At 42.9% G+C, this 26,815-nt stretch carries 23 protein-coding genes; 19 read left to right on the top strand and 4 right to left on the bottom strand.

Features of this window, described 5'->3' with window-relative positions:
* Both QZ169_RS07950 and QZ169_RS07945 read left to right on the top strand, forming a co-directional pair.
* Nucleotides 1–491 (top strand): hypothetical protein (locus QZ169_RS07950; protein ID WP_295506164.1); only part of this gene is annotated, 491 nt, incomplete at its 5' end.
* Nucleotides 464–931, top strand: a complete 468-nt coding sequence (locus QZ169_RS07945; RefSeq protein ID WP_295506159.1) for an 8-oxo-dGTP diphosphatase — start codon at nt 464–466, stop codon at nt 929–931. The genes QZ169_RS07950 and QZ169_RS07945, both read left to right, overlap by 28 nt.
* Before the next feature lie 48 nt (nt 932–979).
* On the opposite strand, the gene QZ169_RS07940 is transcribed toward QZ169_RS07945, so the two are convergent.
* Together QZ169_RS07940 and QZ169_RS07935 are read right to left on the bottom strand one after the other, a co-directional pair.
* Nucleotides 980–1,510 carry a transcription repressor NadR gene (locus QZ169_RS07940; protein WP_295506152.1) on the bottom strand — a complete coding sequence of 177 codons (531 nt, stop codon included), beginning with the start codon at nt 1,508–1,510 and terminating at the stop codon, nt 980–982.
* Between the two features lie 20 nt (nt 1,511–1,530).
* Nucleotides 1,531–2,055 (bottom strand): membrane protein, encoded by a 525-nt coding sequence (locus QZ169_RS07935; protein WP_002906384.1) that lies wholly within the window; start codon nt 2,053–2,055, stop codon nt 1,531–1,533.
* 274 nt (nt 2,056–2,329) lie between these two features.
* On the opposite strand from QZ169_RS07935, the gene QZ169_RS07930 reads away from it, so the two are divergent.
* From QZ169_RS07930 to QZ169_RS07865, 14 genes are all read left to right on the top strand, one after another.
* Entirely contained in the window at nt 2,330–2,668 is a 339-nt protein-coding gene (locus QZ169_RS07930) for a zinc ribbon domain-containing protein YjdM (protein ID WP_161543033.1), read from the top strand.
* 7 nt (nt 2,669–2,675) lie between these two features.
* Nucleotides 2,676–3,308: a Pr6Pr family membrane protein gene (locus QZ169_RS07925; RefSeq protein ID WP_295506144.1), complete on the top strand. Its 633-nt coding sequence runs from the start codon at nt 2,676–2,678 to the stop codon at nt 3,306–3,308.
* A gap of 136 nt (nt 3,309–3,444) precedes the next feature.
* Nucleotides 3,445–5,979, top strand: coding sequence for a pneumococcal-type histidine triad protein (locus QZ169_RS07920; protein ID WP_295506141.1), 2,535 nt, complete (start codon nt 3,445–3,447; stop codon nt 5,977–5,979).
* A gap of 232 nt (nt 5,980–6,211) precedes the next feature.
* Nucleotides 6,212–6,730: a bifunctional pyr operon transcriptional regulator/uracil phosphoribosyltransferase PyrR gene (gene pyrR, locus QZ169_RS07915; protein ID WP_049539170.1), complete on the top strand. Its 519-nt coding sequence runs from the start codon at nt 6,212–6,214 to the stop codon at nt 6,728–6,730.
* An 8-nt stretch (nt 6,731–6,738) separates the two neighbouring features.
* On the top strand, nt 6,739–8,022 hold the full coding sequence (locus QZ169_RS07910) for a uracil-xanthine permease family protein (RefSeq protein ID WP_002900181.1): 1,284 nt from the start codon (nt 6,739–6,741) through the stop codon (nt 8,020–8,022).
* Nucleotides 8,023–8,129: 107 nt separating this feature from the next.
* Entirely contained in the window at nt 8,130–9,047 is a 918-nt protein-coding gene (locus QZ169_RS07905; RefSeq protein WP_295506122.1) for an aspartate carbamoyltransferase catalytic subunit, read from the top strand.
* 114 nt (nt 9,048–9,161) lie between these two features.
* Nucleotides 9,162–10,238 (top strand): carbamoyl phosphate synthase small subunit, encoded by a 1,077-nt coding sequence (locus QZ169_RS07900; protein ID WP_295506117.1) that lies wholly within the window; start codon nt 9,162–9,164, stop codon nt 10,236–10,238.
* 23 nt (nt 10,239–10,261) lie between these two features.
* Nucleotides 10,262–13,441, top strand: a complete 3,180-nt coding sequence (carB, locus tag QZ169_RS07895) for a carbamoyl-phosphate synthase large subunit (RefSeq protein ID WP_295506114.1) — start codon at nt 10,262–10,264, stop codon at nt 13,439–13,441.
* 282 nt (nt 13,442–13,723) lie between these two features.
* Nucleotides 13,724–14,662, top strand: coding sequence for a metal ABC transporter solute-binding protein, Zn/Mn family (locus QZ169_RS07890; protein ID WP_295506100.1), 939 nt, complete (start codon nt 13,724–13,726; stop codon nt 14,660–14,662).
* A gap of 9 nt (nt 14,663–14,671) precedes the next feature.
* Nucleotides 14,672–18,226 (top strand): pneumococcal-type histidine triad protein, encoded by a 3,555-nt coding sequence (locus QZ169_RS07885; RefSeq protein WP_295506098.1) that lies wholly within the window; start codon nt 14,672–14,674, stop codon nt 18,224–18,226.
* 247 nt (nt 18,227–18,473) lie between these two features.
* Entirely contained in the window at nt 18,474–18,794 is a 321-nt protein-coding gene (locus tag QZ169_RS07880) for a helix-turn-helix domain-containing protein (RefSeq protein WP_295506095.1), read from the top strand.
* A 17-nt stretch (nt 18,795–18,811) separates the two neighbouring features.
* Complete coding sequence (locus tag QZ169_RS07875; RefSeq protein ID WP_295506093.1) at nt 18,812–19,672, top strand: IS3 family transposase; 861 nt, start codon at nt 18,812–18,814, stop codon at nt 19,670–19,672.
* Nucleotides 19,673–19,704: 32 nt separating this feature from the next.
* Complete coding sequence (locus QZ169_RS07870; protein ID WP_295506090.1) at nt 19,705–20,223, top strand: hypothetical protein; 519 nt, start codon at nt 19,705–19,707, stop codon at nt 20,221–20,223.
* 125 nt (nt 20,224–20,348) lie between these two features.
* Nucleotides 20,349–20,942 (top strand): hypothetical protein, encoded by a 594-nt coding sequence (locus QZ169_RS07865; RefSeq protein ID WP_002930725.1) that lies wholly within the window; start codon nt 20,349–20,351, stop codon nt 20,940–20,942.
* 127 nt (nt 20,943–21,069) lie between these two features.
* Here the strand turns inward: QZ169_RS07865 and QZ169_RS07860 are convergent, their stop codons facing one another.
* The gene (locus QZ169_RS07860) at nt 21,070–22,449 is read right to left on the bottom strand and encodes a PLP-dependent aminotransferase family protein (protein ID WP_002930724.1); all 1,380 of its coding nucleotides are present in this window, start codon (nt 22,447–22,449) and stop codon (nt 21,070–21,072) included.
* An 88-nt stretch (nt 22,450–22,537) separates the two neighbouring features.
* Between QZ169_RS07860 and QZ169_RS07855 the strand changes: the two genes are divergently transcribed.
* From QZ169_RS07855 to QZ169_RS07845, 3 genes are all read left to right on the top strand, one after another.
* Nucleotides 22,538–23,782 carry an MATE family efflux transporter gene (locus tag QZ169_RS07855; protein ID WP_268687550.1) on the top strand — a complete coding sequence of 415 codons (1,245 nt, stop codon included), beginning with the start codon at nt 22,538–22,540 and terminating at the stop codon, nt 23,780–23,782.
* Between the two features lie 2 nt (nt 23,783–23,784).
* Nucleotides 23,785–24,753, top strand: a complete 969-nt coding sequence (locus QZ169_RS07850; protein ID WP_002924420.1) for an NADPH:quinone reductase — start codon at nt 23,785–23,787, stop codon at nt 24,751–24,753.
* 135 nt (nt 24,754–24,888) lie between these two features.
* The gene (locus tag QZ169_RS07845; RefSeq protein WP_002924421.1) at nt 24,889–25,782 is read left to right on the top strand and encodes an alpha/beta hydrolase; all 894 of its coding nucleotides are present in this window, start codon (nt 24,889–24,891) and stop codon (nt 25,780–25,782) included.
* A gap of 536 nt (nt 25,783–26,318) precedes the next feature.
* On the opposite strand, the gene QZ169_RS07840 is transcribed toward QZ169_RS07845, so the two are convergent.
* A partial coding sequence (locus QZ169_RS07840) for a transposase (protein WP_295506084.1) occupies nt 26,319–26,815 on the bottom strand: 497 nt, incomplete at its 5' end.

Below are 26,815 nucleotides of genomic sequence, written 5' to 3'. Positions count from 1 at the left end.
AAGTTCAGGGGAATAATTTTAGTCTTTGGTTGGAAAACCATCGGGTAGTAGAAGCTTTTTTAAATTTTTTAGTCTTAATAGTTGTTGCGATTGGTGTGGGATATTTAACTTTTGGTAATGAGAGCATTCCTGCTCCACTTCGTCATTTGAATTATATTACTCCTTTATATGTAAACTTGGTCCTCTTGGTGCTTATTCCTTATTATTCTCGATTTGGTAGCTTGATAAAAGAAGGATTTACTTCTCTGAAGGTTTTAGCGGAAGGATTTCTTTATCTGAACGGGCCGGTTTTCTTAATCCATTATTTTATAGGAATTCGGACAAAAGGTGGAAAACATTTTGCACCACCTCTAATCAGTTTGGATTCTCGCTATGTTTGGTTTCCGATTGCAACTTATATCCTATTTTTTTCAATAGCTGGGCTTGCAACTCTTATTGCTATTTATTTAGAAAGGAAGAAGAAATGTCACATGCCCAAGAAACAATCCTAACAAACATCTGCCTTGTTGAAGATGTATCGCGCGGTAAACTCCTAATGCAGTATCGCTCTCCTGAGCGCTATCGTTGGTCCGGATATGCTTTTTCGGGTGGTCATATTGAAAAGGGCGAGTCTTTGCATGATTCAGTTGTGCGTGAGATTTTAGAGGAAACGGGTTTGACTATTAGTCATCCGAAATTGGTTGGGGTTAAGAACTGGCATACGGATGAAGGGGTTCGCTACATCGTCTTTTGCTACAAAGCAACTGAATTCTTTGGTCAGATTCACTCGACTGAAGAGGGAGAGATTTCTTGGGTAGACAAGGACAGCCTGCCACAGCTGGACTTGGCCTACGATATGCTAGAACTTCTGCGTATGATGGAAGATGAAGAATTATCCGAATATTACTATCACGAGCGCATCGAAGGCGGTTGGCGTAAGAGTATGTACTAAAAAGACTGACTAGGTTGGGGCCTAATCAGTCTTTTTCTTTCTTGCTATTCATTCATGTAAAAATCCTAGGTCTCTCAAGGCGGCTTCTACATAGTCCAAATCCTGCTGGGAGTCGGCTTGTACTAGGTGATAGTGGACTCCATCTGTCAGCTCAGATAAGGGGCGAAAGGCACAGGATGCGACTTGCTGGAGAAAATGCTGGACATCGCGGCGGCAGGTCAGCTTCAGGTAAGTCTGGATTTCGCCATAAACTGGATGCTCAATCAAAATAGTCTGTACGCGTCCACCATTGTCCACGATAGCCAGCAGCTCAGCTTCCATATCCTCAGCCCTATGCTGAACCTTGAAGAGCTGATAAACAGCAGTGCTTTCTTGGCGGTCTTTATAAAGATAGCCACGGTTGGTTGAGAGGATGGGGGCACCATCAGCCCGCAAGAGGGCAATATCTTGCACGATAATCTGCCTAGTCACATGGAAATGTTCAGCCAGTGACTGGCCATTGAGGGCAGCAGATGATGTTTTCAAAAGGTTTAATAGTTCTTCTCGTCTTTGCTTGGTCATAGCTTCATTGTAAACCAAAAGTCAGGAATCTTCAAGCTCTAGCGAATCTTTTTCAGCGCTTGATAGATGAACTTAGCAATGACAAAGTCGACCATACTATGGATGACCGTACCAAGTCCAACCAGACCAAATAAGATATAGAAAGCATTAGCAGGATAGGCAGACGTTGTGTAAAAGAGGATGCAGACGACCACTTCGCCAAAGGCATGAATCAAGGCTAGTAGGAAGTTAAATATCCAAGTCTTCTTCTGGCTGTCCAGTGTGTCAGGGTGCTTTTGCAGATAAAGAGCGCCGATGCTAGCAAAGAGCAAGTGGGACAGGGCCCTAAGCGTGATGATAAAAGGAAGTCCGGACATTCCAAATCCAATAGCAGAACCAATCACGACAATCACCGTCATGAGAGGGGAGATAAACATAGCCAAAAAGATAGCGACATGACTGGCTAAGGTGAAGGAAGCGGGCGGAATGACAATTTTAATCGGCATAACTAGCGGGATAACAATAGCTAGTGCAGTCAAAAAAGCGGTCAGCGTCATAAACTGATTTTTAGATTTTGGTTTCATAGTGACTCCTTTTTATCTGTATATACATTAGTATAGTACACTGTTTTTGCAGAAAGGTCAAGACCTGTAAAAATCCTAAAAGAGATTTGTCAAAATGCTTAAAATAGCTTATACTAGAAAGGTGTGAAAATAGGAGCAAACTAGATTTTTAGGATTTAGTTGACCGTCACATCGATTAGTGTTCTGCTGGACTTGAAAAATGAAAGAAGAGCTTAATCATATATAGAAGGCTGGTATGGAAATTTAGCAGCCTTGACTAGAAATGGAGAAGAAAATGAACAACTTACCAAACTGCCCTAAATGTAATTCTGAGTATGTCTACGAAGATGGAACGCTCTTGGTCTGTCCAGAGTGCGCCTATGAATGGAATCCAGCTGAGGTTCAAGAAACAGAAGAAGGACCAGTTGCAATTGATGCTAATGGCAATAAGCTGGCTGACGGCGACACAGTTACCTTGATTAAGGATCTGAAAGTCAAAGGAGCACCCAAGGATCTCAAACAGGGAACGCGCGTGAAAAATATCCGCATCGTGGAAGGCGACCATAATATTGACTGTAAGATTGACGGCTTCGGTGCGATGAAGCTCAAGTCAGAGTTTGTTAAGAAAATTTGAGGTCTCTATGAATCGTCGTTTTATCTTAATTTATCGAATTATTCTTTTTATCCTGGCCTTTTTGGGTGTGTATCTGGAAATCACTAAGTATGGCGTGGGCATGCTCATGTACTATACGGTTCTGTCCAATCTCTTGGTCCTGCTCTTTACGGGCTATCTGGTCTATCTGATGATGAGACCTGGCGATGCTTGGAAGGCGCCGAAAATCTTGCGAATCAAGGGCGGGGTAACCATGTCCATCATGATTACTTGCGTCGTTTACCACCTCTTGCTAGCCCCAATTGCGACAGATTTTTACCGTCTAGAGAATTTTTTGTGTCATTATATAGTCCCCTTGGCTTTTCTTCTGGATACAGTAATCTTTGACAAATCGCGCCAGTACCGCTGGTTTGATCCGATTTCTTGGACGAGTGTGCCTTTGGTCTACATGGCCTTTGCTCTCTTTAATGGCTTTTTCCTGAAAATAAACATTCCAAGATCCAAGGACAATCCATTTCCTTACTTTTTCCTCAATGTCTTTAAGAAAGGTTGGCCTTATGTCATCCAGATGTGTCTGATTATTTTTGCGGCCTACCTAATCTTTGGTTTTGTCTTTTACGGGATAAAGTCCATCTCTTCCTCAAAGAAGAATACTTCTTAGAGACATGTACTTGTAGATGAAAAAACAGATTTGCTCTGTTTTTTTATTTTGCTTTGATTTTTTCTTGCTAATATCAGATTTGTGTGATATAGTTAACTAGTTAATTATTAACCAGTTAAACAAAAAGGAGGAAGAAATGAAACACAATCAAAAACTATTAGGTTTAGCAGGAATCATCTTAGCTTGTAACCTTTGCTTGGTGGCTTGTCAGTCTCAGCCTTCTCAACAGGAAAAAAGTAAGGATAAGGTTAAGACCAAGCAAGAAGTGAAGAAGAAAAGCAAGGCGACCAAAAAAGGACAAGTTCCTGGTGTTGATAAGCCGACGGATGATGGTTTTCTCTTCAAAAGCGAGTCTCAAATTAAAGCTAGAACTAGTGAAGGTTTGATTTTAGAGCATGATGGCCATACACACTTTATTTTTTATTCTGATCTAAAGAATAGTAAATGGGCCTATCTGATACCAAAAGATGGGCAAGTGACTGCGGGCTCAGGTCAGCTGGCAAATCAAATGAGCACTGCTGATGATGGCTATGTTTTTAATCCTAGAGACATTGTGTCGGAAGACCAATACGGCTATGTTGTGCGTCACGGGGATCATTTTCATTATATTTTGAAGCAGTCAGTGGGTAATCTTGCACAAGCACCGAGTTATCGTCCAACGCCGCCTAGCAATACTACTGGACCTGTTTATCACCCAACGCTTAGGCCGTCTGTTCCCCAGCAGCAAGGGACAACTAAACGCCAGTTTGCTGGGATTGATTATCCTACCAGCGATGGATTCTTATTTAGAGGTACAGGGGTAACAGGCAAACTTGCTACAGGCTTGCTAGCAGATCATAATGGTCATACTCATTTCATCCCCTATGAGCAGTTGATTGCTTCACCTTGGGAGTCATTGATTCCCGCAGAACATAAGAAAGCTGCTGAAGATGCCTACTATGGCCGACAAGGGCAAGCACAGCCTTCACCAGAACCGTCGCCAGAACCAGCTCCTACACCTAAGCCTGCGCCAAGTCCATTAGATGAGGAAGAAGAAATTGCTAAGAAAAAGGCCTATTTGGCTCAGCAATTAGGAATCGATGAAAGTCTGATTCAAGTGAGTGATACAGATAAAGGAAAGGTATTTATCTATCCGCATGGCGATCACAGCCATTCAACCTTGGTCAGTGAGATTGATACGACCAAGCCTTTTGACCCTCATGGAAATCCGCACGCTCATGAAACAGTTGGTATGGCAACCTTGAAAGCTCTAGGATTTGATGATGAAATCATTGAAGATATTTTACATGCTACGGCAGATACCCCATTCCCATCAGATGAGACGGATACGGAAAAGATGAAAGCCTGGCTGGCAACTGTGAAGTATCTAAATATCGGCCAGCGCAAAGATCCGCTGGAAAGAAAAGGCTTGGAACTGATGCCAAATATTGAAGTTCTGGGGATTGGTTTCACTCCGATAAAGGACATCAGACCAGTGCTGCAATTTAAGCATTTAAAACAGCTGTGGATGACAAAGACAGGCGTTACCAACTATGATTTCTTAAAAGAAATTCCGACCTTGGAAGGCTTGGACATTTCCCAGAATGGTATCACCGATTTATCTTTCTTGAAGGATTACCCAAACCTCAAAACAGTCGCCGCAGCGGGAAATGACCTTACCGATATCTCACCCCTAGCTAAGCTGAAAAATCTGGAGTCATTGAACCTTGACTACAACAATATCTCAGATATTTCTGCTTTGACCAAGCTTTCAAAATTAAAAGCGGTAAGTTTAGAGCACAATCAGTTGCACGATGTTTCTGTTCTGAGCCAAAAAGAAGATTTAACAAGGCTTTTTTTATCCAATAACCCAAACTTAAATATCAATACCCTTAAGGCTTCCCATCTGGAAGAATTAACAGCTGACAATTCCAATGTTGAGAGCTTGAACTTCCTGAAGTCTAATCCAAATCTGACAACTCTAAGCCTAAATGGCAATCGTCTGACTTCGCTGGCGGGAGTTGAAGCTGCTAAGAATTTAGTAACTTTGTCCGCAAGTCAAAACAAGATTACATCTTTGGACATTCCAGCCGCTCAGTCTTCCTTGAAGAATTTAAACTTGGGTGAGAATGAGCTGAAAAACTTGGAAGGAATTAATCAGTTTAGGTCTTTAGACAATCTGGCTGTCAACAAGAATAAAATCACAACCTTAGCGTTGCAGGAACCAAATAAGACGGTGACTTATATCAATGTCAGCGACAATCACATCCCTAAAGAAGAGCTTGAATTGAATGAAAATAAAATTCCGAAAGCCTTGGCGCAGCATTTCCCAGATGTTCAGGGTGGCAGCATTGACAATAATAAGCCGGCTGATCCAAAAGAAGAAAAGAAGGAAGCGCCTAAGGAAAGTGAGCCTAATAAGGCACAAGGAAAGCTAGCATCCGATAAGCCAGCCTCAGCTGAAGTAAGCAGCCAAGGAGCTTCAAATGATAATGAGCATCCAGCTGGATCTGCTGAAGCAGAGTTAAACAATCAAGCTGAGAATCTAGAAAACTCTTCTAAGCCATTACCAGAAGAAGTGCCAACTGCTGAAAATCCTGAATTAAAAGACGAGCCAGCTCAAGCAGAAGACAAAGAAAATCCAAAGAATTCAAAAGATAAGGAAAAAGAAGAGAAAGAAGCTAATCATTAATCCATATCCAGTCAAGCAGAAAAAATACAATTTTTTCTTGAAATAGTTTTGAAATTGTGATATAGTATAAAAAATTAAATAATCCTTTAATTCTATCCAGAGAGATAGACAAGGAGCAAGTAAAAAGATGGGTGGAGTGTAAGCAAGTGCGTCTTGTTTTAGCTTGCCTGACTAGATTTTTCTGAAGTCTCCTTGTATGAGGAGACTTTTTCTGTTGTTTGAGGAGGAAAGAATGAAAACAAAAGAAGTTGTCGATGACATCACCATGAATCGCGCGATTACGCGGATTACCTATGAAATCATCGAGCGCAACAAGGACTTAAATCAAGTGGTCTTGGCTGGGATTAAGACCCGTGGGGTTCACTTGGCTCACCGGATTCAGAAGCGGTTGGCTCAGTTGGAGAATATCGATATTCCAGTCGCTGAAGTAGACACTAAGCCTTTTCGTGATGATATCAAGGTTGAAGAAGATACGACAGTGATTCCAGTGGATATTACCAACCGTCAAGTAATCCTGATAGACGATGTCCTCTACACAGGAAGAACTATCCGAGCGGCTATCGACAATCTGGTCAGTCATGGACGTCCGTCTCGGGTTGGCTTAGCTGTCTTGGTAGACCGTGGTCACCGCGAACTGCCCATTCGAGCAGACTATGTTGGCAAGAACATTCCGACTAGCCAAACTGAGGAGATTGTTGTTGAGATGACCGAGACAGACGGTCAAGATCGCGTTTTGATTATGGGGGAGTAATTAGCTAAATGAGTCAAGATGTTAAGTATGATGTGCATGATATGCCAAAGCCAGGTCTGCTTTTAGGACTATCCTTTCAGCACTTGTTCGCCATGTTTGGGGCGACAGTTTTGGTACCAATTCTGGTGGGAATTGACCCAGCGGTAGCTCTTTTTTCCAGCGGTCTGGGGACACTGGCCCATCTGACTGTTACCAAGTACAAGATTCCAGCCTACATGGGATCCAGCTTTGCTTATATCGCAGCAATGCAGATGCTGATGAAGACTGATGGTATCGGAGCGGTTGCACAGGGAGCTATCACTGGTGGTTTGGTTTATTTCATCGTAGCCCTGATTGTCAAGTTTGCCGGCAATGCTTGGATTGACAAGGTGCTGCCGCCAGTAGTGGTTGGCCCCATTATCATGGTCATCGGTCTGAGCTTGGCTGGAACAGCTGTTAGCGATGTGATGAACAAGACTGCAGCTAATGGGGAAAAGGTTTATGATTTGACCTACTTCATTATTGGTATGGTTACTCTCTTGGCAGTCATTCTCTTTAATATCTATGGTAAGAAGATTGTGGGAATTATCCCAGTCTTGCTAGGCCTGATAGTTGGCTATATCTTTAGCTTGATTCTAGGAGCCGTGACTGGGCAGGAAATCGTCTCTTTTGCCAAGGTAGGAGAAGCTTCTTGGTTCCACCTTCCGCCCATGAGTCTGCCTTTCTTGGACTACGATGTGAAATTTTATCCAAGTGCGATTTTAACTATGGCGCCTATCGCCTTTGTAACCATGACAGAACACTTCGGACATGTTATGGTGCTGAATAGTTTGACAGGCAAGGACTTCTTCAAGGATCCAGGACTGGACAAGACCTTGACTGGTGATGGTCTGGCTCAGATTATTGCAGGGCTTTTCGGAGCACCGCCAGTGACTAGCTACGGAGAGAATATCGGAGTCATGGCGCTCAATAAAATCTACAGCGTCTATGTCATTGCGGGTGCAGCAGTGCTAGCCATTGTCATGAGCTTTGTGGGCAAGGTCTCAGCCCTGCTCCAATCCATTCCGAGTCCTGTGCTGGGTGGTATTTCCATCGCCCTCTTTGGGGTAATTGCTTCGAGCGGTCTCAAGATTCTGATCGAAGCACAGACCAACTTTGACAACAAAAAGAATCTCTTGATTGCCAGCGTCATCTTGGTGTCTGGTATCGGTGGTCTGACCTTGCAGCTGTCTGGTCTGCAAATCTCAGGAGTTGCCTTGTCAACTATTCTGGGAATTGTCCTCTATCTTGTCCTGCCTGAGCCCAAGGATTGAGCTAGGCACTAAATCATTAACTTTCGTTCAAAAATAGCTTGCTCTCAGAGCGACTTTACTTGCAGCACTCTGGAAGCCCTCATTCTTTCATAAAGGAGAATTACATCATGTCATCCAATCAAATCGCTCTTAAGAACCTTGTTTCTATGGAAACTCTGTCAAATGAAGAAGTTATGGCCTTGATTAAACGCGGAATCGAATTTAAAAATGGCGCTAAAGTCCATTATGATGAGCAGCATATCGTGTCTAACCTCTTCTTTGAACCTTCGACGCGGACCCACAAGGCCTTTGAGGTAGCGGAGTTGAAGTTAGGCTGCGATCTTCTGGACTTTGATGTCAAGACCAGCTCGGTCAACAAAGGAGAAACCTTGTATGACACTATCTTGACCATGTCTGCCCTAGGCGTTGATGTCTGTGTCATTCGCCACCCAGAAGTAGATTATTACAAAGAGCTAGTTGAAAGTCCAACAATTACGACTTCCATCGTTAACGGAGGAGACGGTTCTGGTCAGCATCCTAGCCAGAGCTTGCTGGACCTGATGACTATTTACCAAGAGTTTGGTCGCTTTGAAGGACTCAAGGTTGCGATTGCTGGTGACTTGGATCATTCGCGCGTGGCTAAGTCAAATATGCAGATTCTCAAGCGCTTGGGAGCAGAGCTCTACTTTGCAGGTCCGGAAGAATGGCGGAGCCAGGAGTTTGCGGACTATGGTAAGTTTGTCACCATTGATGAGGTGATTGATCAAGTGGACGTCATGATGTTCCTGCGCGTGCAGCATGAGCGCCATGACTACGAGTCCATCTTTTCTAAAGAAAATTACCACAGACTGCATGGGCTGACTCAGGAGCGGTATGACCGCATGAAAGATACTGCGATTCTGATGCATCCAGCTCCAGTTAACCGTGATGTAGAAATTGCGGATCATCTGGTCGAAGCACCAAAATCGCGTATCGCTGAACAAATGACCAACGGCGTCTTTGTCAGAATGGCTATTATCGAAGCAGTTCTGAAAGGCCGTCAATAATCTCGGACAGTAGGCCGGGAGTGGGTGAGGCTATGTAAAGCAATCCCACTCCCTATTATTATATATCTTATGTGGATGGTCATGGGCGGTCTGCATCTTGGACAGGAGGGAACAATGGCAAAGAGACTTTTAATATTAGAAAATGGCATGATTTTCGAAGGGGAAGCTTTTGGAGCGGATCTTTTCGTGACAGGCGAAATCGTCTTTAACACAGGCATGACTGGCTATCAGGAATCGATTACAGATCAGTCTTATAACGGCCAGATTTTGACCTTTACCTATCCCTTGGTTGGAAATTATGGTGTCAATCGGGACGACTATGAATCCATTCTGCCGACCTGTAAGGGAGTGGTGGTCTATGAGTATGCTCGTCGTGCCAGTAACTGGCGCCAGCAATTGTCTTTGGATGAGTTCCTCAAAATCAAGAAGATACCAGGCATTTCGGGAATTGATACAAGGGCACTAACCAAGATTATCCGCCAGCATGGAACCATGCGGGCGACCATTGCTAATGCAGAGGATAGCATCGAGCATCTGCAAGACCAGCTGCAGGCGACAGTTCTGCCGACTGATAATATCAAGCAGGTTTCTACCAAGCAGGCCTATCCAGCTCCGGGAACGGGTCGCAGCGTGGTATTGGTTGACTTTGGTTTGAAGCATTCTATCCTGCGAGAACTGGCCAAGCGCAATTGCAGCGTGACAGTAGTACCTTATGATACTAGTGCTGAGAAAATCCTCCAGCTCAATCCTGACGGAGTCATGCTCTCAAATGGACCGGGCAATCCGGAAGATGTGCCGGAGGCCCTGGACATGATTCGTGGTGTTCAGGGCAAGATTCCAATTTTCGGGATCTGTATGGGACATCAGCTCTTCTCCATGGCTAACGGTGCTAAGACGCATAAGATGAAGTTCGGCCACCGTGGTTTCAACCATGCTGTGCGGGAGATTGCGACAGGCCGAGTTGACTTTACCAGTCAAAATCACGGCTATGCAGTCAGCCGTGAGGATTTGCCGGAATGCCTGATTGTGACTCATGAAGAAATCAATAATAAGTCTGTCGAAGGTGTGCGCCATCGAGATTATCCTGCCTTTTCTGTGCAGTTCCACCCAGATGCTGCGCCGGGACCACATGATGCAGACTATCTCTTTGATGAGTTTATGGAAATGATGGATGCCCATCAGGCTTACTAGGAAGCAAGATTGAGAGGTGCACTATGCCAAAACGTAAAGATATTCAGAAAATTATGGTCATTGGTTCTGGACCTATCGTTATCGGTCAGGCTGCAGAGTTTGACTATGCAGGGACTCAGGCATGCCTGTCCTTGAAAGAAGAGGGCTACAGTGTCGTCTTGGTTAATTCTAACCCAGCGACCATCATGACGGACAAGGAAATTGCGGACCGGGTTTATATCGAGCCAATCACGCTGGAGTTTGTTGCGCGGATATTGCGTAAGGAGCGTCCGGATGCTCTTCTGCCTACTTTGGGCGGCCAGACTGGACTCAATATGGCCATGGAATTATCAAAGTCAGGGCTTTTAGAAGAGCTGGGAGTGGAACTCTTGGGGACAAAGCTGTCAGCCATTGACCAAGCAGAAGATCGAGACCTTTTCAAGCAGCTGATGGAAGAGTTAGGCCAGCCCATCCCTGAGTCAGAGATTGTCAATACAGTTGATGAAGCACTGGAATTTGCGGCTAGCATCGGCTATCCAGTCATTGTCCGTCCGGCTTTTACACTGGGAGGAACTGGCGGCGGTATCTGTAGCAATGAAGAAGAGCTGCAGGAAATCGCAGAAAACGGCCTCAAACTTTCTCCTGTTACTCAGTGTCTAATCGAGCGATCTATAGCGGGCTTTAAGGAAATCGAATACGAAGTCATGCGGGATGGCGCCGACAATGCGCTAGTCGTCTGTAATATGGAAAACTTTGACCCAGTCGGCATTCACACAGGGGATTCAATCGTCTTTGCGCCTAGTCAGACTATCTCAGACTATGAATACCAGATGCTGCGGGACGCCAGTCTCAAGATTATTCGAGCGCTGAAGATTGAGGGGGGCTGTAATGTACAGCTGGCTCTGGACCCGCATAGTTTCAAATACTATGTCATCGAGGTCAATCCGCGGGTTTCCCGCTCATCAGCCCTAGCCTCTAAGGCGACTGGCTATCCGATTGCCAAGCTGGCGGCGAAAATCGCAGTCGGGCTTACATTGGATGAAATCATCAATCCGGTAACAGGCTCTACCTATGCTATGTTTGAGCCGGCTCTGGACTATGTGGTCGCTAAGATTCCACGCTTTCCATTTGATAAGTTCGAGCAGGGTGAGCGCCGTCTGGGAACCCAGATGAAGGCGACAGGCGAAGTCATGGCTATCGGGCGCAATATTGAGGAGAGTCTGCTCAAGGCCTGCCGCTCTCTGGAAGTTGGTGTGGATCACAATGAGCTGCCTGCTCTCAGCCAAGTAAGCGATGATGAGCTGATGAGGAAGATTGTCAAGGCGCAAGACGACCGGATTTTCTACATCTCAGAGGCTATTCGCCGTGGTTACAGTCCAGATGAAATTGCCGAGCTAACCAAGATTGATGTCTTTTTCCTGGATAAGCTGCTCCACATTTACGAAATTGAGCAGGAGCTGGCTAGTCATATCGGAGATAGCTATGTGCTTAAGAAAGCCAAGCAAAATGGTTTTGCGGATACTAAGATTGCATCCTTGTGGGGTATGACAGCTGAGCAGGTGCGTCGCATCCGGCAGGAGCAAAATATTGTGCCGGTTTACAAGATGGTGGATACCTGTGCTGCTGAGTTCGAGTCTGCGACGCCTTATTTCTACTCTACCTATGGCTTTGAAAATGAATCTGTCAAATCCAGCAAGGAATCTGTTCTGGTGCTGGGCTCAGGTCCTATCCGAATCGGGCAGGGAGTCGAATTTGACTATGCGACTGTTCATTCTGTAAAGGCTATTCAGGCAGCTGGCTACGAAGCGATTATTATGAACAGCAATCCAGAGACTGTATCGACTGACTTTTCTGTCTCTGACAAGCTCTATTTTGAGCCGCTGACCTTTGAAGATGTCATGAATGTCATTGAGCTGGAACAGCCTAAAGGTGTTATCGTTCAGTTTGGCGGGCAGACAGCCATTAATCTGGCAGAGCCTTTGTCCAAGGCTGGTGTGAAGATTTTAGGCACCCAAGTAGAGGACTTGGATCGAGCTGAGGATCGGGATCTCTTTGAGCAAGCGCTGAAGGAGCTGGATATTCCGCAGCCACCGGGTCAGACGGCCACTAATGAAGAGGAGGCAGTAGAGGCTGCTCGTAAGATTGGCTTCCCAGTCCTGGTGCGCCCTTCCTATGTCTTGGGTGGCCGTGCTATGGAAATCGTAGAAAACGAAGCTGATTTGCGTTCTTATATGCGGACAGCGGTTAAGGCCAGTCCAGATCATCCGGTTTTGGTTGATTCTTATATTGTTGGTGATGAGTGCGAAGTGGATGCCATTTCAGATGGTCGTCATGTCTTGATTCCTGGGATTATGGAGCATATCGAGCGGGCGGGGGTTCACTCAGGGGATTCCATGGCGGCTTATCCGCCGCAAAACCTATCGCAGAAAGTCAAGGATACCATTGCAGACTATACCAAGCGTTTGGCTCTGGGACTCAACTGTATCGGCATGATGAATATTCAGTTCGTCATCAAAGATGAGCAGGTTTATGTCATTGAGGTCAATCCACGGGCCAGCCGGACCGTTCCTTTCTTGTCCAAGGTGACCGATATTCCGATGGCGCAAGTAGCGACTCGTTTGATTCTTGGAGAAAGTCTGGCAGAGCTGGGCTATGAAGACGGCCTCCATCCGGAGAGTTCCATGGTTCATATCAAGGCGCCAGTCTTCTCCTTTACCAAGCTGGCGAAGGTTGACAGTCTTTTGGGACCTGAGATGAAGTCTACTGGCGAAGTCATGGGCAGCGACCGAACTTTGGAAAAAGCGCTCTACAAGGCTTTTGAGGCTTCCTATCTCCATCTGCCAAACTTTGGAAATGTCGTCTTTACTATTGCAGACGACAGCAAGGAAGAAGCCCTGCAGCTGGCTCAACGTTTTGCCAATATTGGCTATGGTATCTGGGCAACTAAGGGGACAGCCTCTTATTTTGAAAATCACGGCCTACACGTTCGACTTGTTGAAAAAATCGGCAGTGATGATAACAAGGACATCCCAGCCTATATCCGCAAGGGCAAGATTCAGGCTATTATTAACACGGTCGGAACCAAGCGGACAGCTGATAAGCATGGTCAAATTATCCGCAGCTCAGCTATTGAGCACGGAGTTCCACTGTTCACAGCCTTGGACACGGCTGATGCCATGCTGAAGGTGCTTGAAAGCCGCAGTTTCACTACAGAAGCGATATAGAGATGGAGTTTTCAGTTCCAGATTGTCATTTGACAGTCTGTAAGTCGGAAAAGTAATCTCATACAGTTAAGCTTGAAAAATGCATCTGTCCAAGCTTATTCTATCCTTGAATAATCATAATAAATAACCGTTCAAATATATTAAATTAAAAGCAAAGAGGAAGTGGGAAAGAATCCTACTTCCTTTTTTCTTTATTTTCTTAAAAAACTTGACAAAGAAGTTGACAAAGTGTATGATATTAACCGGTTAATAAACCGGTTGATAATGAGTTAAGGAGATGTTATGAAACGCGCTTTAAAATTTTCAGCTTGCCTTAGCCTGCTGGCCCTTGTCTTGTGTCTCGGTGCTTGTCAGTCTCAAAAGGAATCCAGTCCATCCAGTCCGTCGCAAGGATTTAGGATTGTAACCAGCTTTTATCCTATTTACTCCATGGTTAAGGCTATATCGGGCGATCTGAATGATGTGCGCATGATTCAGTCTAATAGCGGCATTCATGATTTTGAGCCTTCAGCCAATGATGTGGCAGCCATCTATGATGCAGATGTCTTTGTCTATCACTCACGGACCTTGGAGTCCTGGGCTGGCGAGCTGAATCCTAGTCTCAAGAATTCCAAGGTTCAAGTCCTTGAGGCTTCCCAGGGTATGAAGCTGGATCGGGTTGCAGGCTTGGAAGATGTCCAAGCAGGAGAGGGAGTGGATGAGAAGACGCTCTATGACCCCCATACCTGGTTAGATCCTCAGAAAGCTGCGGAGGAAGCTCAGATTATCGCCGACAGGCTGTCGGAGCTGGATAGCGACCATCGGGATACTTATCAGGCCAATGCCCGAAAATTTCAAGAAGAGGCCAAGGAGCTGAACGAGCGTTACCAGAAGATTTTCGACAAAGTACCCAACAAGACCTTTGTTACCCAGCATACAGCTTTTTCTTATCTAGCCAAGCGCTTCGGGCTGACCCAGTTGGGTATTGCTGGTATTTCACCGGAGCAGGAGCCTAGTCTTCGTCAGCTGACAGAGATAGAAGACTTTGTCAAGGAGCACAAGGTGAAGACCATTTTTGTGGAAAGCAATGCTTCTTCCAAAGTAGCTCAAACCTTGGTCAAGGCGACCGGTGTAGAAATCAAGGAGCTGAATCCTCTGGAAGCAGATCCAGCCAACCAACTATCTTATTTAGAAAATTTAGAAAAGAATCTAGCTGTTTTAGCTAAAGATTTGAAAGGATAAAAGACAACCATGAAAAAGAAATATTTCCTTGCTTCAGCTGCTGTATTAGCTCTCGGTCTCGGAACTTACGGACTTATCCAATGGCAAGCTCAGCCCCGACCTCAGACCAAAGATAACAAAGTAGCCTATATTGAGGACAAGACTTCGGGTGACAAGACGGATAAAAATAAAAATTTGACACCTGACCAAATCAATGATGAGGAAGGTATTGAAGCAGAACAAATCGTTGTAAAAATCACAGATCAAGGCTATGTCACTTCTCATGGAGACCATTATCATTACTTTGACGGGAAAGTGCCTTTTGATGCCATTATTAGCGAAGAGTTGATTATCCGAGATCCTAACTACACGCTGCAGCAAGCAGATATTGTTAATGAGGTCAAGGATGGTTATATCATTAAGGTGGAGGGGAAGTATTATCTCTACCTCAAGGATGCCAAGCATACCAGTAATGTCCGCTCGGTGGATGAGATTGCTCGGCAGAAGAAGCTGCATAAGACTAAGGAAGAAGGCGATAGTGGCAAATCTTCCACTATAAAATCAAGCAGAACTCGCGATTTCAGCCAGCCTAGCAAGTCCTTAGCTGCGGGAAAGACGGCCGCAGACCTTGCAGGAGTTTCTTATCAAGGTCAAGGAGGATATAGGACGGATGATGGTTATACGTTCAGTCCCTCTGACGTCATCGAAGATACAGGTGATGCTTTTATCGTGCCGCATGGCGGGCATTTTCACTATATTCCTAAGAGCGACTTGTCGCCTGCAGAATTGGCTGCGGCTCAGAGCTATTGGAATAGCAGGCGGGCTGGCGGAAGGGTGAATCTGCCTAACTACAGCAGGACGATTACTTCTTCCAATACTTGGAACCAGAATAGTGCTATCAATCAGGGTGGACCAGTAGTCTCAAATCCGACTCCACAGCTGCCAAATCATTCAAAGCTTGAGCAACCAAGTCCTGGCTTAGCGGTTACGCAGCCGAGTCTGTCCAATCCGCTCCAGCCGTCTCAACCATCTCAGCTATCTTTGCCAAGTCTGCTGCAGCAACTCTATGCCCTGCCTCAGTCTCAGCGCTATCATGAAGGGGACGGCGTGGTCTTTGACCCGCTGAAAATCAGCCGTCGGACAGACAAAGGAGTCGTTATACCCCACGGAGACCACCATCATTTCATTCCTTATGACAAGCTATCAGACTTGGAAGCGAAGATTGCCCGCTTGATTCCTATTGGATATACTTACGAGCCGCTAGGAGATCCTCTGCAAGCTTTGAAGCCTCAGCTACCGTCACAGCCTGAGCACGACCATGGTTTTCATGCGGAGGCTGTCATTGGCAAGGACGACCAAGGCTACATGGTATCGCACGGAGACCATGCTCATTACTTTTACAAGAAAGACTTGACTGCTGAACAGATTCAAGCAGCGGAGCAAGTCTTGGCCAAGCAGCAAACAGCAAAACCGTTACCAGCAGTTAATGACGCTGAACGCTATTCACGCGATGCCAGCGATGAGGAAAAGATTGCTTATATCTCTCAAACCTATGGCGTGCCCAAGGAAGCGGTTCGCATCTCAAATGGTTTCTTTGTCTTTAATAACCCTGACCAAGCCTATGATCCGACGCATATCCACCCCTATGCTGTCCGCAAGGAGCATGTCCGCATTCCTCTGGTAACGGGTAATGCAGAGCTGGACTTCATGAATGAGCTCTACACAACTGCCCTGCGTTCAGGTCTGTCGCCTTACAGTCTGCAAGTGGAAGATAGTCAGTTTGTCATTCCTCATGGCGACCACAGCCACTATATCAAGATCCAGTCCAAGGGCGCAGCAGAAGCCTTGAAAAATCGTCTGCCTCAGATTCAATCTAAGTATGAGCAAGGTGATTATGATGAGGCTGCTGTTTTGCAAAAAGTAGAAAGTCTAAAATCGGACAGTCAGCGTCTCTATGCCGATGATCCTCTTATGCAGCGGCGGATTGAGCTGGCTTTGGGGCAGTTTGTGGAAACCATGAAGAAGCTGCCTAGCAACTCAACAGCTGGCTACCTGAGCAGTCTGGATAACTTTGATAAGCAGTTTATCCATGTGGATCAGACGGTCAAGCCAATCCAGGAGACCGAGCTAGACAAGACCTATCAAGGGCTTTTGGAGAGAATGAACCGACTTGATACGGATAGTTATGGAATGAAGAAAGCTGACTTGCTGCAGCGTCTGCAGAATGCTTATGCTAGCCAGAACCAAGCTGAAATGACAGAGCTAGGACAATTACTATCAGCTTTAGAAGATTATCATGATCGGACAGGCGTCACAGCAGTTGATTATATTCGTTATTTCTATCAAGCTTTAGAGGATGGGCGTTTGAGCCCTGAGCTGCGCAGAAAAGCAGCTGGGCTGACCTTGACTCTCTATAAGTCTCAAGCCTTTATAGAAGCGACTAATCTCCAGCAGCTTTTTCCTGCCCTCTATCAGACTAAGAAAGAGATTGCAGCTGCCCTTGCTAGCGGTCAGCCTTCTCCGTCCTCTGAAAAGACAGAGTTGGATCAGGGAGAGCCAGATCAGCCAACCTACAAAGCCATGATTTATGACTTTTTGAAAGGTATTTATGATGATTTTGGCACCTCGGATGATAGCGAAAAGAGCGCTCAAGCCCTTGTCTTCCTTGGGAAAGCGCAGGAATTGCTTGGAGAAGTAAAGGACCAAAACAGCCGGGCAGACTATGCAGCTAAAATCTTGGAATTAGGCAAGGAATTAAAGAGCAGCAGCTCAGATAAGCAAGCTTTACTGACAGCTAGTCAGAAGCTTTTGGAACAGATGAGCCGAACCATTGCTGGACAAAAGGAAGAGCCAGCTAACACGGAAAATCAGGAAGTTTATCAACAGCTTTATAATCTGCTCATGTCTATCCATCAGTATTTGGAAAAGAATCAAGGAAGTGAGCAGCAATACCAGCAGCTGGACCAGCTTTTTGATAAGCTTGGACAGAGAGCTACTGACAAGAAAGAGCTGCTCAAGGAAATCTTGGCCTTCCAACAGTCACTCGTCCATCCTGAGGGAACAAACGAGTCTGATTCTCAGCATAGGGACGATGATGGTTATCGCTTTAATCTGCAGGATATGGTCGGAGCGGACGAGCAAGGCTATCGGGTAGCCCATCTGGACCACGAGCATTATATTTACAAGAAAGACTTGTCAGAAGCCGAGCGCCAAGCAGCAGATGCCTATGCGGTGCAAAAAGGCTTCCTCAAAGCACCGGCTGAACAACCTGCTTCTGGTCAGCCAGCCAGCAGCAGTACTCCTGAAACGGCGCAAAATGGCAAACAACCTTCCGAATCTGATGCTGCAGAAACAGCTCAAAAACAATCTGACAAGCCAGCAGAAGCTTCGGCGGCTGCAAATCCTACTGGTCAATCAAGCTTAGCAGCGAGTTTTGGCATGACAGAGGAAGCATTCAACCAGAAATTGCAGGAGCTTTCTCAGCTCTACGGTGTCAGTCCAGAGACTTTCAGCTATAATCCAGCAAGTAGAAGCATCAGCTTTACAGGATCAGATGGCCAGCTAAAAACTGTTCAGATTAGCTAAGCTTACATTTTGATGTAAAACAAGAATAAAACGAATGATGAAGACCAAGCCCAGTCTAAGACCATCATTCGTTTTTGATTTTCATAACCCTATACTTATTTGATTGATATTGTGTTAAAATAAACAGAGACTGATAGATGAAAGGATTGTCATCATGACAGAAAAAGAACCACCCTGAACAGAACCGCTTATAATGGACAGTATAAAAAAGTACACTATACTGTTCTTATAAGGAGGTTCTTTTCTTATGGCTAAAAAAGGAAGTCAATTCACTACCTACCATCCAGATTTTAAACTCCAAGTAGTAGAAGATTACTTAAGTGGAAAAAGTGGAGGACTGTCATTAATTGCACGAAAATATAGCTTAAAATCCAAAAGTCAGGTAGAGAACTGGGTAAAAAAGTATCGCAAAAATCCCGAACTTCTGAAACAAGATTTACGAGGGAAATCATCTACCAGTCGTCCAAAGTCTATCAAACTAGAAGATATGACACTAGAGGAACAAAATATATATCTTAGGATGGAAAATGATATTTTAAAAACTTTAAGGGCACTCCTCAAGAAGTGAGAAGTGCCCAGTATCGAGTGGTTCACAAATTAAAAGATCGTTATTCAATAGTGGCTATGTGTGCTTATTTTGGATTTCCTCGCTCGTCTTATTATCTATGGCTAAAAAATGGCAAATCAGATTATAAAGCGTTTGATTGGAATTTAGCTGAACACATTACAGCATCTTTCAAAGAGCAGCCTAAGGGCTATCGCTATCATTGGCGTCAACTCCAACGCCAAAAAAATATCTATCATAATCCGAAAACCATTCATCGTTATATGAGAATCTTAGGGCTCAAATCCCCCATTCGCAAGAAAAAATATGACTCTTGTACACAACGTGAGATAAACGAAAAGGCAAGACACGTCCACTACAACATGCTTGCCCGCAGGTTTGAAGCATCTCGTCCCAACCAAAAACTCGTGACAGACGTCAGTTATGTCTATTACAAAAATGGACGGATGTTTCTAAGTGTCATAAAAGACTTATATGACAACTCTATTCTAGCCTATCAGCTTTCCGATTTCAATGATAATCGTCTTGTTTTTGATAATTTAGATTTGGTCTTTAATGAAACATGGGATACGACCCAATCTTGTATTCTCCATTCAGATCAAGGCTTTCAATATACAAACGTTCAATACTTAAGAAAATTAGATGCCTACGGCGTAACAATCTCTCACTCAGGAAGAGGAAACTGTTATGACAATGCTTGTTGTGAGAATTTCTTCTCCCATTTAAAGAGTGAGTCACTTAGCCTTCACAAACCAGAAACTAGAGATGAGTTAATCCAACAAATTAGCTACTATATTCAGTGGTATAACTTTGATAGACCGCAAGAAAAATTAAAAGGTATGACCCCTGTGGAATTCAGGGAGTCATACCTTCATCAATAATGTACTTTTTTACTGTCCAGTTTAACTGGGGCTTGACACCCATCAAAGAATATCTTAGATTAAAAAAAGAAGCTATTTATAGCCGCCTTATATTCTTGCTAACGGCCGTTACAGGAGCTATTCTATCCTTTATTTTGATTCATTCAGGATCTAGGAATCTAATCTTTGAAAATGTTTCAATTGGCTTAGTTGTGTTTGCAGGTGTTGTTATATCAAGGCCGTATTGGACAAAAAAGAAACAATACGAGAATCAGTATCCAGAATTGAAAGGAATGTCTACAAGAGGTACTGAAGCTTCTGGGAATTTTTGGGGAAAACATCTGATTGTATATCCAGCCATTTTTGTTTATATGGCTTGGGCCTTTTTCGCTTCTTATCATCCTGTTCAAAATCAGGAGATAATAGATGTTGATCTTCCGGCGATTAGTACAGAAACTGAGTATAGTTTGGATTTTCCAAAATCGGATAGTTCAGCGAGCACCAGCGACAGTCAAGGAGATACTCAATCTGAGGCTTCGTCGGTCGGACAAGAGGAAGAGGTCAATAAATGAATAAAAGAAAACTATTTATTTTAGTGATAGCTGTCTTACTAGTAGCTTTTGTAGCTTTGTTTATCTAAAAAAACAATTCTTTTCTTCCTCCAAGCCAAAGGAAGAGTCCAGAAAGGAAATATTAAATGATGAAATTTGGAAAATTTAAAAATTTACAGCATGTATCTACTCATTTACCACAAATAAATATTCCTCGAGCAAAAAAACTGTTGATAAATACATTTCAACAATTTCTATTAGAAAATCCTCTATTAATAGAAGAGTTAAAAGAGTACTATTTTCATGTTATAAAAATTGCAAGTCAACGATCTTATGAAGAATTACTAACCTTGTTAGCTAAGTATCTGGAACTTCCATATTTTTCTGAAATTAAGTACTCATTGACCAACTATAGATTGGTAGCCAAGGTTGAATTTGAAAATAGTATGGCAGAATCATTAAAAAATCAATTGCTATCTGACTTAATTTTATTAATTAATCTGACATTTGATTTTTCCAAAGTTGATAATAACAAAGTTTTTAGTTTTATCTCGAAAATTGACTATACTTTGTTGAGAGAGCTCCTTGATTCTACAATAGAAATTATGAACAATGCAGAAAATATAAATTATGAAAAATTAAGTAAATTATTTACAATAATTTCCCAAGATGAGAATATCTTTGAAAATCTTCAAAACTCTAAAAGTAAGAAGAAAATTTTGTTGAGTATTATCAAGTAGATTGAAAAGAAATTATTGTAGATGGGGGAGGAATATGAAGTGAAGATAGCACGCTTAACACCACATTTTTATTTTAGTGAATAAAATCATCAAAGAAAACTTAGGAAGCATTTTTTGGGTTCTGATACTAGACAAGAGGCAGCAGCTTTTTTAGTAACTTAAGTCCTTGTTCTAACTCTTCTGTCGTATCTGGTGAACAGGTGGCTACACGAAGAGCTGATTGTTCTGCTCCTCCTACCAGAAAGCGTTCTGCGCATAAAATTTCCACACCGTTTTTATTGGCCAATTCTTCAAAGTCATACCCATTTATGTGTTCAGGCAAAGGCAACCATTGAAATAAAACATAAGGATTGGCAGCAGCAGAGTTTGGAAAATACTGACGGTACAAAGCATTGCGTTCTTTAGCTAAGGCTTTTTTTCTTTCAATAACCTCATCGGCTTTACCGCTGACAATTAGCTCGCTGACGATATTAGCATCAAGCAAGGGGATATGAGTATTAAGAGTGTCAGCAGTTTTTGTAAATTGAGGCTGCAAATGGCTAGGAACAACCATATACGCCACACGCAGACCAGCAAATAAAGACTTGGACAGTCCGTGGATATAGATTGTATGCTGGGGAATGAGCTGAACAAAAGGTGGTGTGTTTTTAGCATTTATAAAAGCATAAGTATCATCTTCTATCAGCAAAAGATGATTTTTAACAATAAGCTCTGCTAACTGTCTTCGGCGCTTCAAAGACAGGCTAACAGTGGTTGGATTATTAGAAGTAGGAACCAAATAAAGGGCCTTGAGTTTCTGCTGTTTGAGTGTTTTTACTAAATCTTGAATGAGTATTCCTTCTTTATCGCTTTTTAAAGGTACCAGTTCAATCTGAAATTGATTAGCAAGAGCTATAAAATTTGTATAGGTAAAAGTGTCTACTCCAATTTTATCGCCAGCTTTAAAGAGAGTCAAAAATGCGATGACTAAAGCGTTCTGGGTGCCATCGGTCAGCAAGATATTGTTGACAGAAGTTTGGACTTGAAATTTTTGTAGCCAGTTTTGAGCAGTCAATTTTTGCTTTTGCTCCTGTTCCGTTTGACTGGCATCAAATTCAAATAATTGATCAACTGATTGGCTCTGCATCAATTTTCTAGATACATCAGATACGATATGATTCAGTTGATAATAGGAGCATAAGACACTGAGGCGGATACAAGTCTCATCCTTTTTAAAGGATGATAAAGGAAGAGGAGGCTGAGATGAGACAAAAGTCCCCTTGCCGATTACAGCATGAATGAGCCCTTTTTGCATGCAAATTTTAAATGCTCTTGTAACAGTGCTTAAATTAATATCTAAAAAATCTGCCAATTCTCGCTGCGGTGGAAGCTGAGTTCCAAAAGACAAGCGTCCTGCCCTAATGTCTTGCTCTAAGAGTTGGGCTAAATGAAAATATAGGGGCGTTTTTAGTAAATTTCTGTCAGGTTTCCAAGTCATAGGGTAATTTTCAAATGAATTAATAGACATAGGCTCTCCTTAAATTGTCTGTCATACAATCTTATCGGTCCCCGTTAAAGAGTTTTCCTTTATAATAATTGTATGGATTGTATGCTTTATTATATCATTTTTAAAGGAGTTTAAAATGACTGACCTAACAAAGGGAGGTGAATTAAAAGCGCTTTTTGTTTTTGCCCTCCCTATTTTCTTAGGAAACTTATTTGAGCAGCTTTATAATATTACAGATACTGTTATCGTTGGTAATCTTTTGGGAGCTGAAGCCCTTGCTGCTGTTGGTTCTAGTACTCAAATATTAGCGTTGACAATATCAGTATCTACAGGGATGTCTATTGGTGCAAGTGTTATTATTTCCCAACTTTATGGCGCTAAAAGAAATCAAAATATGAAAGAAGTCGTTGACACAAATATTATTTTTATTAGTCTGTTTTCTTTCTTTTTAATGGTCTTAGGTCTACTTTACTCTCCTGTTCTTTTAGAACACTTGAATGTTCCAGCCAGCCTGCTATCTGATGCAGATGCGTATTTACAAACTATTTTGTTAGACGTCATTTTCATAAAATTTTTCACTTATGGTGTTGTTGGTGCCGCTCTGGCAACCGTACTTGCACAGGTCTTTTCCTTTATAGTCTGTTTGCGCTACATGTACAGATATTATCCTAAACTGGCTCCCAATCTTCTTCATTTAAAGTGGAAAGTCAGCGTTTTAAAGACTTCTTTAGCTATCGGGCTTCCTGCTATGTTACAGCAAATTTTTATCAGTTTAGGTTTTTTGGTTATCCAATTTTTAGTCAATGGCTTTGGAGCAAATGCGATTGCTGCTTATACTGCCGCTTCCAAAGTAGATGCTTTTGCAGAAATGCCTGCTATTAATTTAGGTCAGGCTCTTATGAATTTTACCGCTCAAAATAAAGGGGCAGGTGAACAAAAACGGATAGCAAAAGGAGGCAGGAGCGCCTTAATAATAACTTTGGGGATTTCGATTGCTATTTCTGGACTTATTTACAGTTTTGCTCCTCATTTTATTGCTATTTTTAATCGTCAGAAGGCAATTGTTCAGATTGGAGAAGGCTATCTACGAATTGTATCTATTTTTTACTTTGTTTTTGGTGCTATGCAGGTGCTAAATGGTCTATTATTGGGATATGGAAAATCCTTATTGCCATTGATTGCTTCTGTCACCACCTTTTGTCTGCTGCAGGTTCCGTTAGCTGTCTGCTTATCTCATACAAAACTAGGTTTTAACGGTATCTGGCTGGCAGCCCCTTTTGGCTGGTTTGCAGGCTTTTTAATGAGACTAATTTATTTTACTAATATTTCAAAACACATTGAGAGAAAGGAGTAGAAATGAAAGCAGTTTACATTTATGAGCAGGGAGACCCTTCAGTCATCCAAATTGGTGATTTGCCTGTCCCAGAGGTGATACCTAAAACAGTTCTCATCAAAGTTTTGGCAGTCTCGGTCAATTATGTTGATACCTTTATTCGCTCGGGACTTTATCAGACTCAATTGCCTCAACCTTATATTCTCGGTCGGGATGCTGTTGGCGAGGTGGTCAGCGTTGGTGATGACGTTAGCCAATTTGCCGCTGGTGATTTAGTCTGGACCAATAGTATGGGTTATGATAGCAGGCAGGGGGTCACTAGCGAATATGCTTTGATCCCGGCAGAAAGGCTTTTCTCAGTTCCTGAAGGAGCCGATCCAGTAAGACTAATTGGAGCTGTTCACTCTGCTGCGACTGCGGCCATCGTTTTGCAGGATATTATGCAGCTGGCAAGAGGTCAAACCTTATTAATTGAAGGGGCAGCAGGCCATGTAGGCAGCAAACTGCTTTGCCTTGCCCATGAAGCAGGTGCAAAGGTTGTTACGACCTCTAACTATCAGGATTTTTCAAAATTAGGCCAAATTGGGAGTTCTGCTTGTTTTGATTACCGTGATGATAAGCTTTTTCAAAAGCTGACGGAGCAATTTCCAGCTGGCTTTGATCATATTATTGACACTTCTGGGGAAATAGCTTTACAGACTAATATTGATTTGCTGGCTTTAAAGGGTGCCATAACCCTCATAACAACTCCTCGGGAGAGTACCTTTGATGCCCGACAATTCTATATGAACTGTCAGCAAATCAGAGGCTTTGTTATCAGCCAAGCCAACTTAAAACAATTGCAAATGGCAGGAAGACTTGTGAATAATGCCTTTAAAGAAGGCCGACTTTTAGAAGATGATACTGTTATTAAGACCTTTGATGAAGCAGCAGAGGCTCACCGATTACTGGATAATAAAAAAGAAAGGCGAAAAATTGTCTTAGTACCGTAAATAACGGAACACACCCTAAAAGATTGGGATTTAGAGATTTAGACCAAGCTTCTTGTCTGCAAGCAGCCGGCGTCACTTGCCTAAAATCCTAGTCGCTTTTTACGGGCTTTGTATCTTATATTAAGGAGGATTCTCATGAAAATTAATACACACGAACTTTGGTCAGGAGCTGATAAAAGCTCTGTCACTTATACAACCTATCTAGTGGAGGAAACGCCAGATATTAAGAATCATAATCCGCGTCCGGCTGTGATTATCTGCGGTGGGGGCGGTTTCTTTAAAGTAACAGATCGTGAAAAAGAGCCGGCAGCCCTTTATTTTCTTAATAAAGGCTTTCAAGCTATTACGCTTGATTATACAGTCGGCAAAGATAGTAGCTACCCAGCTCCCCTCTATGATTTAGCGAAAATGTTGCTGATAACAAGAGAGAAAGCGCAGCAGTGGAATATTGATCCAGATAAAATCATTTTTATTGGCTTTTCAGCAGGTGCTACCCACTGTGCCTCCCTAGCTAATCGCTGGAATGAGTCTATTTTGCAAGACTATTTTAACTATCCAAAGGAAAAAATAAGACCAACTTTAGTAGTTTTATCTTATCCCTTATTAGACTTTAACCATCAGTATGATAGTGTTGTGGCGGATCCAGATAATCAGCGGCCAACCAAGTTATCTCCCATGCCCAAACTAGACTTTCTAACTGGGGCCTTGAAAACAGTTGTGGGTAAAGAGTTAACCAGAGAAAATCTACAAGAACACAGTCCGATAGAACATATTTCTGCAGACACCGTTCCCACTTTCATTTGGGGCATGCAGAATGACGACTGCATCTATAACAATGCTCTCTTGGACTATGCTAAAAAACTAAAAGATAAGGCTGTTTTATACGAATTGCACATGTTTGCGATGGGGGAACACGGCTTATCTGTCATTAATCGAAATACACAGGCAGAATTTTCAGATTATGAAGAGTTAGCAATTTGGAAAAAATTATGCATGAACTTTATCAATCAGGTATTAGCTTTAAATTAAAGAATCAAAAAACGAGACTTTGATGTATTGTCAAAGTCTCGTTTTTAATGTCCTAAAAGAATAAAACGGATAAGCCAGAGCAGGCTGATGTGTATGGGATGAAAAGCGTAGAAGCCCCATTTAACCCAGAGTGGGGAGTAGCCGCGCCGGCCATTGTAAGCTTCCAACAGCGGAATGACCAACAGAAAGCCAAATTGGGCTAGAAAGCCGGCCCAGTTTTCAAGACTGGGATAAGACAGCAGCGCACTGTGCCATATATGAAAATGAAGGCAAGGAAGATACTGCCAACCTCGTCCTCATCATGAAAGTGAATAATCGTTAAAAAGAAAAAGCAGCCGCAAACGGGCTTCCTCAGGAATTCGCTTTGCCCTGCTTTTTTTATATTCTTATCGTTTTAAGACAGCCCCTTTAATCTCTTAATAAAGATTTTTTATTATATTTAAGTATGAATACAATGACATTTTATAAGAGCTGGTTAGGTTCCTGTTGATACTGTCAATAATTATGTGTAAACACTCTAGTAGAGTTATGGAGTGTTAATCAAATAAGCTTTCAAGTGTGTCAGAACATTGGCCAAACCCTTTATGGATTCGTTGACTTTGCTTGAAATTATAATCTTCAAACAAAGTAACTAAGTAACGTTCCAGAGCCTCCTCGTTAGGAAAAAGAACCTTCTTTTTCGTTTGACGTTTGATTTCTTTGTTGAGAGACTCAATGAGGTTTGTCGAATAAATGCTGTGCCAAATCTGGTAGGGAAACTGATAAAAAGTTAAAAGATTACCCGTATTCTCCAAACTTTCCATTATTTTCCTATACTTTGGCTTCCATTCAGCGATAAAGTCCTTCAAAGCTTGTACTACCATTTCTAAATTTTCAACGCGATAAATCGTTTTAAATTGCTCCGAAATAACCGCTCTATCTGCTCGTTTCACTTTACTAGCCAGATTTCGACTAATATGAATGAAGCAACGTTGTTGTTTAGCTAATGGGTAAGCCTGACTGATCATCTGCTCAAGCCCCTTGAAGCCATCGG

The organism is uncultured Streptococcus sp., from assembly GCF_905372115.1.
Taxonomy (GTDB): Bacteria; Bacillota; Bacilli; order Lactobacillales; family Streptococcaceae; genus Streptococcus.
Note: the sequence above shows the minus strand (reverse complement) of the source record. Positions and strands in the feature narration are given on the sequence as shown.